At 49.9% G+C, this 12,850-nt stretch carries 15 protein-coding genes and 1 other annotated feature; of the genes, 4 read left to right on the top strand and 11 right to left on the bottom strand.

The window, feature by feature from the left end; translation table 11 throughout:
• Positions 1-61: 61 nt before the first annotated feature.
• The 9 genes from btuC to thrS form a co-directional block, all read right to left on the bottom strand.
• The gene (gene btuC / locus BEA93_RS03030) at positions 62-1,042 is read right to left on the bottom strand and encodes a vitamin B12 ABC transporter permease BtuC (RefSeq protein WP_000956546.1); all 981 of its coding nucleotides are present in this window, start codon (positions 1,040-1,042) and stop codon (positions 62-64) included.
• 100 nt (positions 1,043-1,142) lie between these two features.
• Entirely contained in the window at positions 1,143-1,442 is a 300-nt protein-coding gene (gene ihfA / locus BEA93_RS03035) for an integration host factor subunit alpha (RefSeq protein ID WP_001229265.1), read from the bottom strand.
• A gap of 4 nt (positions 1,443-1,446) precedes the next feature.
• Entirely contained in the window at positions 1,447-3,834 is a 2,388-nt protein-coding gene (gene pheT, locus BEA93_RS03040; protein WP_000672317.1) for a phenylalanine--tRNA ligase subunit beta, read from the bottom strand.
• Positions 3,835-3,848: 14 nt separating this feature from the next.
• Positions 3,849-4,832: a phenylalanine--tRNA ligase subunit alpha gene (gene pheS / locus BEA93_RS03045; RefSeq protein WP_000018588.1), complete on the bottom strand. Its 984-nt coding sequence runs from the start codon at positions 4,830-4,832 to the stop codon at positions 3,849-3,851.
• Positions 4,833-5,040: 208 nt separating this feature from the next.
• Positions 5,041-5,165, bottom strand: a sequence feature (Phe leader region).
• Positions 5,115-5,159, bottom strand: coding sequence for a pheST operon leader peptide PheM (gene pheM / locus BEA93_RS03050; protein ID WP_001386830.1), 45 nt, complete (start codon positions 5,157-5,159; stop codon positions 5,115-5,117). It overlaps the preceding feature by 45 nt.
• A gap of 116 nt (positions 5,166-5,281) precedes the next feature.
• The gene (gene rplT / locus BEA93_RS03055) at positions 5,282-5,638 is read right to left on the bottom strand and encodes a 50S ribosomal protein L20 (RefSeq protein WP_000124850.1); all 357 of its coding nucleotides are present in this window, start codon (positions 5,636-5,638) and stop codon (positions 5,282-5,284) included.
• Between the two features lie 51 nt (positions 5,639-5,689).
• A complete protein-coding gene (gene rpmI, locus BEA93_RS03060) occupies positions 5,690-5,887 on the bottom strand; it encodes a 50S ribosomal protein L35 (protein WP_001124225.1) in 198 nt (65 codons plus the stop codon).
• Positions 5,888-5,979: 92 nt separating this feature from the next.
• Positions 5,980-6,522 carry a translation initiation factor IF-3 gene (infC, locus tag BEA93_RS03065; protein ID WP_001700733.1) on the bottom strand — a complete coding sequence of 181 codons (543 nt, stop codon included), beginning with the start codon at positions 6,520-6,522 and terminating at the stop codon, positions 5,980-5,982.
• Between the two features lie 3 nt (positions 6,523-6,525).
• Entirely contained in the window at positions 6,526-8,454 is a 1,929-nt protein-coding gene (gene thrS / locus BEA93_RS03070) for a threonine--tRNA ligase (protein ID WP_001144185.1), read from the bottom strand.
• Between the two features lie 301 nt (positions 8,455-8,755).
• Here thrS and yniD point away from each other — a divergent pair, with 301 nt between their 5' ends.
• On the top strand, positions 8,756-8,863 hold the full coding sequence (gene yniD / locus BEA93_RS03075) for a small membrane protein YniD (protein WP_001142445.1): 108 nt from the start codon (positions 8,756-8,758) through the stop codon (positions 8,861-8,863).
• Between the two features lie 62 nt (positions 8,864-8,925).
• Here yniD and BEA93_RS03080 read toward each other — a convergent pair whose 3' ends face one another.
• Complete coding sequence (locus BEA93_RS03080; RefSeq protein WP_016261976.1) at positions 8,926-9,684, bottom strand: DUF481 domain-containing protein; 759 nt, start codon at positions 9,682-9,684, stop codon at positions 8,926-8,928.
• Between the two features lie 286 nt (positions 9,685-9,970).
• Here BEA93_RS03080 and pfkB point away from each other — a divergent pair, with 286 nt between their 5' ends.
• The 3 genes from pfkB to BEA93_RS03095 all read left to right on the top strand — a co-directional run bounded on the left by pfkB (position 9,971) and on the right by BEA93_RS03095 (position 12,257).
• On the top strand, positions 9,971-10,900 hold the full coding sequence (gene pfkB, locus BEA93_RS03085; RefSeq protein WP_000251744.1) for a 6-phosphofructokinase II: 930 nt from the start codon (positions 9,971-9,973) through the stop codon (positions 10,898-10,900).
• A gap of 100 nt (positions 10,901-11,000) precedes the next feature.
• Positions 11,001-11,291, top strand: a complete 291-nt coding sequence (ghoS, locus tag BEA93_RS03090; protein WP_000896961.1) for a type V toxin-antitoxin system endoribonuclease antitoxin GhoS — start codon at positions 11,001-11,003, stop codon at positions 11,289-11,291.
• Positions 11,292-11,396: 105 nt separating this feature from the next.
• Positions 11,397-12,257, top strand: coding sequence for a fructosamine kinase family protein (locus tag BEA93_RS03095; RefSeq protein WP_000267664.1), 861 nt, complete (start codon positions 11,397-11,399; stop codon positions 12,255-12,257).
• 40 nt (positions 12,258-12,297) lie between these two features.
• Here the strand turns inward: BEA93_RS03095 and BEA93_RS03100 are convergent, their stop codons facing one another.
• The gene (locus tag BEA93_RS03100) at positions 12,298-12,834 is read right to left on the bottom strand and encodes a YniB family protein (RefSeq protein ID WP_000222161.1); all 537 of its coding nucleotides are present in this window, start codon (positions 12,832-12,834) and stop codon (positions 12,298-12,300) included.
• Positions 12,835-12,850 lie beyond the last annotated feature (16 nt).

A 12,850-nucleotide genomic window follows, 5' to 3' on the forward strand; every position in this document is an offset into this window, starting at 1 on the left:
CGTGTCTCCTGGATGAGGTCAGTAAAAATCTTAGCTTTTAATCATAGACCGTCTTTTGCGGCTAACGCCCTGCTTTTAACAATAACCAGATAAACACCGGCGCTCCCAGGGTTGCGGTGACCACACCAATGGGCAACTCGGCGGAAACCAGCGCCAGGCGAGCGACAATATCAGCGAGAAGCAATGCGGTAGCTCCCGCCAACGCACAGCCGGGAAGCAATACACGATGATCGGTTAACCCGCACAGCCGCAGAATATGCGGGATCACCAACCCAATAAATCCGATAGCACCAGCAAGCGCCACACTGACGCCGACCATCCAGCCGGTCGCGGCCACCAGCACATTGCGCCAGAACCACAGAGGCAAACCTAACTGTCGCGCCGGGATCTCACCAAGCGCTAACATATTCATCGGTCTGGACTGGCAGCAGACCCACAGCAGCACGGGAATCAACGCCAGCATCAACCAACTTTGCCGCCACTCAACGCCGCCAAAGCCGCCCATCATCCAATACATCAACTGCCGTAAATCAACAGAAGTGGAAAAGTAGATGGCCCACGTCATTAATGCACTACAGATAATCCCTAATGCAACCCCCGCCAGCAATAATCGGCTGGTCGAAAGATGACGACGAGCAAAACGTAAGAGAATTAAAGTGATAATGAGCGCACCAGCAATAGCACAAAGTCCCAGCGCCCACTCAGGTAATTGCCCTTGCCCCAGCAATACAGCAGCAATAAGCCCCACACCTGCACCGTTAGAGACGCCGAGTAGCCCGGGTTCTGCCAATGGGTTTTCAAATAACGCCTGCATCACTGCACCGGACAATGCCAGCGCCGCTCCAACCAATAGCACAGCCAGCGTGCGCGGAAGACGTATTTGCCAGATAAAAAGCTCGCCTCGGGGGGTAAACCAGTCATCTGGCGAGATCCATTGTTCACCAGCACAAAGGCTTAAAAGAAGCGCCAGCAGCATTAATGCTGACAAGGTAAATAACCAGCGTACATTTTGTCGCTGTTGTTGGCGGGCAAGTGTCAGCATGATATCCGTTCAGCTTCAGAATAATGCTGTTGATTTTACGGTGACTCAGCGGGAGTGAAAAGAAAAAAGGCCGCAGAGCGGCCTTTTTAGTTAGATCAGATTACTCGTCTTTGGGCGAAGCGTTTTCGACCCGGCTTTTTAACTTCTGCCCTGGTCTGAAGGTCACCACGCGCCGTGCTGTAATGGGAATATCTTCGCCCGTTTTCGGGTTACGTCCCGGACGTTGATTCTTATCACGCAGATCGAAGTTACCAAAGCCAGAGAGTTTTACCTGCTCGCCGTTTTCCAGAGCGCGACGGATCTCTTCGAAAAACAGTTCAACCAGTTCTTTGGCATCCCGCTTGCTAAGCCCAAGCTTATCAAACAGATATTCTGACATTTCAGCTTTTGTAAGCGCCATAGGTTCAATCCCTCAATGATGCCTGGAATCGCTCTTTTAATGCCTCTACACATTTGGCGACGGTAGCGGCAATCTCCTCTTCTTCGAGTGTACGGCTGGTATCTTGCAGGATCAGGCTTATGGCGAGGCTCTTATACCCCTCCGCAACACCCTTACCGCGGTACACGTCAAATAAGTTTACGCCAACTACCTGATTTACGCCAACTTTCTTACATTCGGATAAAATATCCGCAGCGGGAACGTTTTCTGCGACCACAACCGCGATGTCGCGACGGTTCGCCGGGAAGCGAGAAATCTCGCGCGCTTGAGGCACCACGCGGTCTGCGAGCTTGCTCCACTCCAGTTCGAACACCAGAGTGCGACCGTTGAGATCCAGTTTACGTTCCAGTTCAGGATGAACAACCCCAACAAAACCAATGCGTTCACCTTTCAGATAAATCGCTGCGGATTGTCCAGGATGCAGCGCCGGATTCGCTTCTGCACGGAACTCAACCTCATTCAGTTTACCAGTCAGGTCGAGAACGGATTCCAGATCACCTTTCAAATCATAGAAATCAACGGTCTCTTTTGCCAGGTTCCAGTGCTCTTCATAACGGTTACCGCAAATAACACCAGCTAACATCAGATCCTGACGAATGCCCAATGGTGCCTGGGTGTCCGGAACAAAACGCAAACCACTTTCGAAAATACGCACACGGTTTTGCTGACGGTTCTGGTTGTACACTACCGTTGCCAGCAGGCCAGTCCACAAAGAAAGGCGCATTGCTGACATTTCAACCGAGATCGGACTTGGCAGCAGTAACGCTTCTGCACCCGGGTGGATCATCTGCTGAACTTTCGGATCCACGAAGCTGTAGGTGATCACTTCCTGATAGCCTTTGTCGTTGAGAAGCGTTTTCACACGCTTGAGCGACAGGTCAGCTTCGCGGTGAGTGCCCATAATCAGGCTCGCCTGCACCGGCTCGTCCGGAATGTTGTTGTAGCCATAAACACGAGCGACCTCTTCGACCAGATCCTCTTCAATCTCCATGTCGAAACGCCAGCTCGGCGCAACTGCCTGCCACTCGTCCTTACCTTCGGTCACTTTGCAGCCGAGGCGACGCAGAATGTCGGTAACCTGCTCATCGGCAATATGATGGCCGATCAGGCGATCCAGTTTGCTGCGACGTAAAGTGATAGTCGCACGCTTCGGCAGCGTTGCTTCGTTGGTGATATCGATAACCGGACCTGCTTCACCGCCGCAAATGTCAATCAGCAGACGAGTCGCACGTTCCATTGCTTTATGCTGCAGTGCCGGATCAACACCACGCTCGTAACGGTGAGACGCATCGGTATGCAGGCCATGACGACGAGCACGACCGGTGATAGACAGCGGGCTGAAGAAAGCGCATTCCAGCAAAACGTTTTGCGTTTCTTCATTTACGCCAGAATGTTCGCCGCCGAAGATGCCACCCATTGCCAGTGCCTTGTTGTGGTCAGCAATAACCAGAGTGTCAGCATTCAGCTTCGCTTCAGTGCCATCGAGCAACACCAGCGTTTCACCCTCTTTCGCCATCCGCACCACAATACCGCCTTCAATGCGATCTTTATCGAAAGCGTGCATCGGTTGACCCAGTTCAAGGAGCACGTAGTTGGTCACGTCAACGACCGCATCGATAGAACGAATGCCGCAGCGACGCAGTTTTTCTTTCATCCACAGCGGAGTTGGGGCTTTAACGTTAATGCCTTTTACGACGCGACCAAGATAACGCGGGCAGGCTTCAGGCGCTTCTACTGCAATCGGCAACGTATCGTCAATGGTTGCACCAACCGGAATGATTTCCGGTTCAACCAGCGGCAACTGGTTCAGCACAGCAACGTCGCGCGCAACACCAATGATGCCTAAACAGTCGGCACGGTTTGGCGTAACGCTGATTTCGATAGTGTTATCATCGAGTTTCAGGTATTCACGAATGTCAGTACCAATCGGCGCATCCGCTGGCAGTTCAATAATGCCGTTATGATCGTCAGAAATGCCCAGCTCGGAGAAAGAGCACAGCATCCCTTCAGACGGTTCGCCACGCAGTTTCGCCGCTTTAATTTTAAAATCACCCGGCAGAACAGCACCAATGGTCGCTACCGCCACACGCAGGCCCTGACGGCAGTTTGGTGCGCCACAGACAATATCCAGCAGGCGATCACCACCAACGTTGACTTTCGTCACTCGCAGTTTGTCAGCGTTTGGATGCTGTGCGCACTCAACTACTTCACCAACAACCACGCCATGGAAGCTACCGGCAACCGGTTCTACACCGTCAACTTCCAGACCCGCCATAGTGATTTGATTCGCCAGCGCATCGCTATCAATCGCTGGGTTCACCCATTCGCGTAACCACAGTTCACTGAATTTCATAATCTATTCCTGCCTTATTTAAACTGTTTGAGGAAACGCAGATCGTTTTCGAAGAATGAACGCAGGTCGGTGACGCCGTAACGCAACATAGTCAGGCGCTCCATCCCCATCCCAAAGGCAAAACCGGAGTAAACTTCCGGGTCGATACCGACGTTACGCAGCACATTTGGATGCACCATGCCGCAACCCAGCACTTCCAACCATTTGCCGTTTTTACCCATAACGTCCACTTCTGCAGACGGTTCGGTGAACGGGAAGTAGGAAGGACGGAAGCGGATCTGCAAATCTTCTTCAAAGAAGTTACGCAGGAAGTCGTGCAGTGTGCCTTTCAGGTTGGTAAAGCTGATGTTGGTGTCAACAATCAGGCCTTCCATCTGATGGAACATCGGTGTGTGAGTCTGGTCGTAGTCGTTACGATAAACACGGCCAGGTGCGATGATACGAATCGGTGGCTGCTGGGCTTTCATGGTGCGGATCTGTACGCCAGACGTCTGGGTACGCAGCAGGCGAGTAGCATCAAACCAGAAAGTGTCGTGGTCAGCGCGCGCCGGGTGGTGACCTGGAATGTTCAGAGCATCAAAGTTATGATAATCGTCTTCGATTTCCGGCCCGGTAGCCACGGTAAAGCCAAGCTCACCGAAGAAACTTTCGATACGGTCGATAGTACGGGTCACCGGATGCAGACCGCCGTTTTCAATACGACGCCCCGGCAAGGAGACATCAATAGTTTCTGCTGCCAGACGCGCATTCAACGCCGCGCTTTCCAGCTCGGCTTTACGCGCATTCAGCGCCTGCTGCACCTGCTCTTTTGCTTCGTTGATAACCGCACCGGCTGCCGGACGCTCTTCTGGCGGCAGCTCACGCAGGGTCGTCATCTGAAGGGTCAAGTGCCCTTTTTTACCCAAATATTCGACGCGCACATTGTCTAACGCGGCAACATCTGACGCCTGGCTAATGGCCGCCTTCGCACTGGCAACCAGTTCTGCGAGATGTGACATGGTTTTCCTCATTGTGTCGGTGGTGACACTGGTTCGTTGGACTTAGAGCCTATCCCATCAGGCTATTTTACTTGCCATTTTGTCCCGGACAGTGCTCGAAATCCTCACGTACTTAAGTACGCTCCGGTTTCTCCGCGCTGGCCGTGTCCAAACTGACTGCGACAATTACGCCTGATGAGACAGGCTTTTTATTTTTCAGAACGCGCATACAAAAAAAGCCTCCACTGGGAGGCTTTCAGGCGCTGTTTTCCGTTTCTCTTCTCACGCGCTAGCCTCCTGGAGTCAGGTGCTAAAGTAAAAAAAGAAGCGGAAAATAGCAGCATTCATTGCTTGCGTTACCTTTTGGAACTTTTCAAAAGACCTTTATTGAAAAGGCTACGACGATAAAAGTCAATGTTCTGATAGTGTTGAAACGAAAAGAGGGAGACAAGCTCCCTCTTTCAACTGGCTTATGCCAGAGCTGCTTTCGCTTTTTCAACCAGAGCGGTGAACGCTACTTTGTCGAATACTGCGATGTCAGCCAGGATCTTACGGTCGATTTCAACAGAGGCTTTTTTCAGGCCATTGATGAATTTGCTGTAAGAAATACCGTTCTGACGTGCTGCTGCGTTGATACGCGCAATCCACAGTTGACGGAACTGACGCTTACGTTGACGACGGTCACGGTAAGCATACTGACCAGCCTTGATAACAGCCTGGAAGGCAACGCGGTATACGCGAGAACGCGCACCGTAGTAGCCTTTAGCTTGTTTCAAAATTTTCTTGTGACGTGCGCGTGCAATAACACCACGTTTTACGCGAGCCATATGTGCTCTCCTGTATCTATTCTAATTAAAAAGTTAAAAAACGTTAACGGCTTATGCGTACGGCAGGCACGCGATTACCAGGCCCAGATCGCCTTTAGAAACCATGGCTTTCGGACGCAGGTGACGTTTACGTTTGGTCGCTTTTTTGGTCAGAATATGACGCAGGTTAGCGTGCTTGTGCTTAAAACCACCTTTACCGGTTTTTTTGAAGCGCTTAGCAGCACCGCGTACGGTCTTAATTTTTGGCATTTTAATAACTTCCACTTCGCATTGTTGATAAACAGAAACAAAGGCGAATCACCCTGTGAGCCGAGGCCCACAGGAATGATTACTTGATGGCCTTACTGTTTCTTCTTAGGAGCGAGCACCATGATCATCTGGCGGCCTTCGATCTTCGTTGGGAAGGATTCGACCACTGCCAGTTCTTGCAAATCGTCTTTCACGCGATTAAGCACTTCCATACCGATTTGCTGGTGCGCCATCTCACGACCGCGGAAACGCAGTGTGATTTTGGCTTTATCACCCTCTTCCAGAAAGCGAATCAGGCTGCGGAGTTTTACCTGATAGTCGCCTTCATCTGTACCAGGACGGAATTTAATTTCCTTAACCTGGATAACTTTTTGCTTTTTCTTCTGTTCCTTAGAAGACTTGCTCTTTTCATAGAGGAATTTGCCGTAATCCATGATACGACAAACCGGCGGCTCGGCGTTAGGGCTGATCTCGACTAAGTCTACTCCGGCTTCTTCAGCTTTCTCCAGAGCTTCTCTCAGACTCACAATACCAAGCTGCTCGCCTTCCAGACCTGTTAAGCGAACTTCCTGGGCGCGAATTTCGCCATTAATACGGTTAGGGCGCGCCGTTTGAACTCGTTTTCCGCCTTTAATACCTTATTCCTCCAATTGTTTAAGACTGCGGCTGCGAATCTCTTGTTGCAGCTTCTCGATCACTTCATTTACGTCCATGCTTCCCAGGTCTTTACCACGGCGGGTGCGAACGGCAACTTTGCCAGATTCCACCTCTTTATCACCACAGACCAACATATACGGGACGCGACGCAAAGTGTGCTCGCGGATTTTAAAGCCAATCTTCTCATTTCTCAAGTCTGCTTTAACACGAATGCCCGCATTTGATAGTTTTTGCGTCAATTCGTTAACGTATTCAGACTGCGAATCAGTAATGTTCATGATAACAACCTGAACCGGCGCAAGCCAGGTCGGGAAGAAACCAGCGAACTCTTCGGTCAGGATACCGATGAAACGTTCCATAGACCCCAGAATTGCGCGGTGAATCATTACCGGAACCTTACGCTCGTTGTCTTCGCCCACATAGGAGGCGCTCAGACGAGACGGCAAGGAGAAGTCCAGCTGTACCGTACCGCACTGCCATGCACGATCGAGGCAGTCATACAGGGTAAATTCAATTTTCGGACCGTAGAAAGCGCCTTCACCCAGTTGATATTCAAACGGGATGTTGTTTTCTTCCAGCGCAACTGCCAGGTCCGCCTCAGCACGATCCCACATTTCGTCGCTGCCAATACGTTTTTCAGGACGAGTGGAAAGTTTGACCACGATTTTCTCGAAGCCAAAAGTGCTGTACATATCATAGACTAAACGGATACATCCGTTAACTTCATCGCGAATTTGTTCTTCAGTACAGAAGATATGCGCGTCATCCTGGGTGAAACCACGTACACGCATCAGTCCATGCAGAGAACCTGACGGCTCGTTACGGTGGCAGCTACCGAACTCGGCCATACGCAGCGGCAGATCGCGATACGACTTCAGCCCCTGGTTGAAAATTTGTACGTGACCCGGGCAGTTCATCGGCTTAATGCAGTATTCACGGTTCTCTGAAGACGTGGTGAACATCGCATCTTTGTAGTTTTCCCAGTGTCCGGTTTTTTCCCACAGGACGCGGTCCATCATGAACGGACCTTTTACTTCCTGATACTGGTACTCTTTCAGTTTAGAACGTACGAACACTTCCAGTTCACGGAAGATTGTCCAGCCGTCGTTGTGCCAGAACACCATACCCGGCGCTTCTTCCTGCATATGGTACAGGTCAAGCTGCTTACCGATTTTACGGTGGTCGCGTTTCGCGGCTTCTTCCAGGCGCTGCAGGTAAGCGTTGAGGGCTTTTTTGTCTGCCCACGCAGTACCGTAAATACGCTGCAACATTTTGTTGTTGCTATCGCCGCGCCAGTAAGCCCCTGCCGTTTTCATCAGTTTGAAGTGATGGCAGAAACGCATGTTCGGTACGTGCGGACCGCGGCACATATCGACATATTCTTCATGAAAATAGAGACCCGGCAGGTCATCATGGGCAATATTTTCGTCCAGGATGGAGACTTTATAGCTCTCGCCGCGTTTAACAAACGTTTCACGCGCTTCGTGCCAGCTAACTTTCTTCTTAATGACGTCGTAGTTTTTCTCAGCAAGCTCATGCATCCGCTTCTCGAGTGCTTCGACATCTTCCTGGGTTAACGTGCGGTCAAGATCAACGTCATAATAGAAACCGTTGTCAATAACCGGGCCGATTGCCATTTTGGTATGCGGCCAAAGTTGTTTAATTGCGTGCCCTAACAGGTGCGCGCAGGAGTGACGAATGATCTCCAGACCTTCTTCGTCTTTAGCGGTAATGATCGCCAGTTTAGCGTCGTTTTCAATCAAATCGCACGCATCTACCAGTTCGCCATTAACGCGCCCTGCGATACAGGCTTTCGCCAGACCTGGACCAATGTCCAGCGCAACATCCATGGGGCTTACAGCGTGGTCGTAATGGCGTTGGCTGCCATCAGGAAGAGTAATAACAGGCATGTTATATCCTTATTTGCAGTGGTGACCCACACGAAAGATCACATACAAAGATTCATATGAAATTTACCAAAAAGGTTTGGGTTGATTCCCGCTTCACTCTGCGAAATATGTCACAGCATACCGGTTGGTGATGCCAGACCTACACCCACTTTCTGATAATACCGCCTGGCAGTTTACACGGTATTTGTTGTCGGGCAAAGCGACAATCACCATGATCGATATGATATAAATCAACACAGGCAACACCTGCCCATTTTGTTACACTCGATTATCGACTACTCGAAATACGCAGGAAAATCGCATGCCGACAAAACGTTTTGACAAAAAACACTGGAAGATGGTGGTGGTACTACTGGCTATCTGTGGCGCGATGCTGTTACTGCGTTGGGCAGCAATGATTTGGGGCTGAATGGTAAGACTCTATCCGCTAACGTAAAAGCCAGACCGCACGTCGCAGTCCGGCAGTAATAGTTACATTTTATATCCCAGCGATAACGTTGTTCGGCGGTCAGTATGTTCTGGAGCCGATTCAGGCGGTTCAGAGTTCCACGTGACGTTGTAAGCCACTTTAAGACCGAAATGCTCATTGATGGCAACATTCAGCGCACTTTCCGAGTTTAACGTCGTGTCTTCCGCGCCAAAGACGGAAACACCTTGGGTAAATTTAGCGTTGTCGGTCAACTGCCACGCATAAGCCCCGGAAGCATAACCCAGCGGCTGAGTTTCACTGGCATTGTCGGTATATTTGTCGTAACGCACGCCAGGACCGAATTCAAAGCGGAAACTGTGTACCGGACCATTCAAAAACTGGCGACCATAACCCGCAGTCAGCACATCGCGTTCGCGATAACCGTTATAACGGTCTGTCAGCCAACTAGCCTGACCAAATAAATAGTCATAGTCAGTTAAATTAAAACGGCTACGCCCGCCCACCGCATATTTTTCCGAAGAACGTTCATCATTAGAAGACGTATTGCTGGCGTTCCCCCACAGCGACCAGGCAGTAGTATACCCATACCAGGTCATAGTGGTATCAGCCGTTAGTGAAGAACTTTTCGTGTTACCTGATTGTGCAAGGTAACCTGCATTCAGATTACCTTCGAAAGGTTTTTTGGCGCTGGCAGGGTCGTCCATGACAGTAAAAACGGAATCATCGGCAGTTGCATTCAGAGACGCAAACATACCCCCCGCCAACATAACGATGGCAGGAACTGTCTTCAAAAGCTTCATTTATTAAAAGTCCGTACAACAAAAAAAGAGACCATCGCGGTCCCGGAAACTTTCTTGAGGATCAAAGAGTAGCGTCCCTGGAAAGGTAACAAATTATAAAAAGGAGTGAAAAACTTAGCAATGACTTCTTATTTCATTTTTTGAATAAGCACATTGCGAAAACAGATATTTATTTATATATCTTTACCCGATTAATTTTATATAAATATCCAATAAATCATATTGTTAATTTCTTCACTTTCCACTGATTCAGTGCCAGACTGAAATCAGCCTATAGGAGGAAATGATGGTACGTATCTATACGTTGACACTTGCGCCTTCTCTCGATAGCGCAACAATTACCCCGCAAATTTATCCCGAAGGAAAACTGCGCTGTACCGCCCCGGTGTTTGAGCCTGGTGGCGGCGGTATTAACGTCGCCCGCGCCATTGCTCACCTTGGGGGTAGCGCCACGGCAATCTTCCCGGCTGGCGGCGCAACCGGCGAACATCTGGTTTCACTGCTGGCTGATGAAAATGTCCCGGTCGCCACTGTCGAAGCAAAAGACTGGACCCGCCAGAATCTGCACGTACATGTAGAATCTACGGGTGAGCAGTACCGATTTGTCATGCCTGGCGCGACGTTAAGTGAAGATGAATTTCGTCAACTTGAAGAACAGGTTCTGGAAATTGAATCTGGGGCTATCCTGGTCATAAGCGGCAGTCTGCCCCCAGGTGTGAAGCTGGAAAAATTAACTCAACTTATCTCCGCTGCACAAAAACAAGGGATTCGTTGCATTGTCGACAGTTCCGGCGATGCACTAAGCGCGGCACTGGCCATTGGCAATATCGAACTGGTGAAACCTAACCAGAAAGAGCTCAGCGCACTGGTCAATCGCGAACTCACCCAGCCAGATGATGTGCGCAAAGCCGCGCAGGAAATCGTAAATAGTGGTAAGGCCAAACGGGTTGTTGTTTCTCTTGGCCCGCAAGGGGCGTTGGGAGTGGACAGCGAAAACTGCATTCAGGTAGTGCCGCCACCGGTGAAAAGCCAGAGTACCGTCGGTGCAGGTGACAGCATGGTCGGCGCGATGACGCTGAAGCTGGCGGAAAATGCCCCTCTTGAAGAAATGGTTCGTTTTGGCGTAGCCGCAGGTAGTGCCGCCACGCTCAATCAAGGAACTCGCCTGTGCTCCCATGACGATACGCAAAAAATTTACGCTTACCTTTCCCACTAACAGAGATATTCCCCCAACATTGGGGGAATCACCACAAACCTGTCGGCAACGCGTTTCTCCGACTATGCTAAAAAATCACGTGATAACAAAGAGGTGAATTATGGCCGGTGGCGACCTTGTCCGTTATGTCATTACCGTCATGTTGCATGAAGACACATTAACTGAAATTAATGAGTTAAATAACTTTCTGACACGCGACGGTTTTTTACTGACCATGACGGATGATGACGGAAATATCCATGAGCTGGGAACGAACACCTTTGGGCTTATCAGTACTCAAAATGAAGATGAAATAAGAGAGCTGGTTGCCGGGCTTACCCAAAGTGCAACCGGCAAATCCCCGGAAATCACAATCACCACCTGGGAGAAATGGTATAGCGACAGAAAATAAATGGTTTTTGGGCAATAATCAGTCTGTGGTGTGCGTTAGCTCGTGTTTTTTCACCGCATTCTTGCGCTAACTTTATGATCTGGCAGACAACATGGGAGAGACATCATGTGGCAGGCAATCAGTCGTCTTTTGAGCGAGCAGTTAGGTGAAGGCGAAATCGAACTGCGTAATGAACTGCCTGGCGGGGAAGTCCATGCCGCATGGCATTTGCGCTATGCTGGACGTGATTTTTTCGTCAAATGTGATGAAAGGGACCTGCTTTCCGGTTTTACCGCCGAAGCCGATCAACTGGAATTATTATCACGCAGTAAAACCGTTACTGTGCCCAGAGTCTGGGCTGTTGGCGCTGACCGGGACTACAGTTTTTTGGTGATGGACTATCTCCCGCCTCGCCCGTTGGATGCACATAACGCATTTATTTTAGGGCAGCAAATTGCGCGCCTGCATCAATGGAGTGATCAGCCACAATTTGGCCTCGATTTCGATAACGCACTTTCGACTACTCCACAACCCAACACCTGGCAACGTCGCTGGGCAACGTTTTTTGCTGAACAACGTATTGGCTGGCAACTGGAACTGGCGGCAGAAAAAGGGATCGCCTTCGGCAATATCGACGCCATCGTCGAACACATTCAGCAACGTCTGGCCTCACATCAGCCGCAGCCGTCACTGTTACACGGTGATTTATGGTCCGGAAACTGTGCGCTGGGTCCGAATGGCCCGTACATCTTCGATCCCGCTTGTTACTGGGGCGACAGAGAGTGCGATCTGGCGATGTTGCCGCTGCACACTGAACAACCGCCGCAAATCTATGACGGCTATCAGTCAGTTTCACCGCTACCGGCTGATTTCCTCGAACGTCAACCAATTTACCAGCTCTACACGTTACTTAATCGTGCAAGGTTGTTTGGCGGGCAGCATTTGGTTATTGCTCAGCAGTCACTGGATAGATTATTAGCGGCGTGATGTGAGTTGATGATAATGGCCGCTTCGCGCGGCCTTTTGATTAAATAAACCCAAGCAGAGAAAAAAACACATACCCAGCAGCAATACAAATGACCGGCAGGATATAGAGTGAAAAAAACTGCAAGAAAATGGTATGGTGCGGAACAACAATGCGTGACTCAATCTGTTCACGCGTTAACCCCTCGTCTCCTTTAGCCTTCTCCAGAATGAGTTGATCCTCAACACCTTCACGTAAGAAACGCGCCTGGCGGCTCATACGGGCACCGGAGTCTTGCAACGCAAGTCCAACAAATATCAGGATGAAAATCACCCAGAACATAATATTCACACCGCCATTAAAATTGGGCGTCGGTGAGTTGTACCAGAACAGATTCAAAAAAGGCGTATTCGCCTGCATCATATCGATCATGACATGGGTAAAGTCGAGCATGACCGCATTAATGCCTTCCTGATTTTCCTGCCGGGTATTCATAAATTTCAGCAAAGAAATCAGCGTAGAGATCAGTGCGGGTATAAAAATCACCCAACCGAAAATCCTTTTCAAAACAGCAATGCGTCCAGCTTGTTGATACGTCATGAGTTCTCCTTGATTA

The sequence above is a fragment of the Escherichia sp. MOD1-EC5950 genome (genome assembly GCF_002965345.1).
GTDB lineage: Bacteria > Pseudomonadota > Gammaproteobacteria > Enterobacterales > Enterobacteriaceae > Escherichia > Escherichia marmotae.

Excerpts from the sequence above, each read along its gene's own strand:
- pheT (WP_000672317.1), bottom strand. The coding sequence starts at position 3,834 with ATGAAATTCAGTGAACTGTGGTTACGCGAATGGGTGAACCCAGCGATT.
- BEA93_RS03080 (WP_016261976.1), bottom strand. The coding sequence starts at position 9,684 with ATGAAGCTTTTGAAGACAGTTCCTGCCATCGTTATGTTGGCGGGGGGT.
- yniD (WP_001142445.1), top strand. The coding sequence starts at position 8,756 with ATGCCGACAAAACGTTTTGACAAAAAACACTGGAAGATGGTGGTGGTA.
- BEA93_RS03100 (WP_000222161.1), bottom strand. The coding sequence starts at position 12,834 with ATGACGTATCAACAAGCTGGACGCATTGCTGTTTTGAAAAGGATTTTC.
- rpmI (WP_001124225.1), bottom strand. The coding sequence starts at position 5,887 with ATGCCAAAAATTAAGACCGTACGCGGTGCTGCTAAGCGCTTCAAAAAA.
- ihfA (WP_001229265.1), bottom strand. The coding sequence starts at position 1,442 with ATGGCGCTTACAAAAGCTGAAATGTCAGAATATCTGTTTGATAAGCTT.
- btuC (WP_000956546.1), bottom strand. The coding sequence starts at position 1,042 with ATGCTGACACTTGCCCGCCAACAACAGCGACAAAATGTACGCTGGTTA.
- ghoS (WP_000896961.1), top strand. The coding sequence starts at position 11,001 with ATGGCCGGTGGCGACCTTGTCCGTTATGTCATTACCGTCATGTTGCAT.
- rplT (WP_000124850.1), bottom strand. The coding sequence starts at position 5,638 with ATGGCTCGCGTAAAACGTGGTGTTATTGCACGCGCACGTCACAAGAAA.
- BEA93_RS03095 (WP_000267664.1), top strand. The coding sequence starts at position 11,397 with ATGTGGCAGGCAATCAGTCGTCTTTTGAGCGAGCAGTTAGGTGAAGGC.
- pheS (WP_000018588.1), bottom strand. The coding sequence starts at position 4,832 with ATGTCACATCTCGCAGAACTGGTTGCCAGTGCGAAGGCGGCCATTAGC.
- pfkB (WP_000251744.1), top strand. The coding sequence starts at position 9,971 with ATGGTACGTATCTATACGTTGACACTTGCGCCTTCTCTCGATAGCGCA.
- thrS (WP_001144185.1), bottom strand. The coding sequence starts at position 8,454 with ATGCCTGTTATTACTCTTCCTGATGGCAGCCAACGCCATTACGACCAC.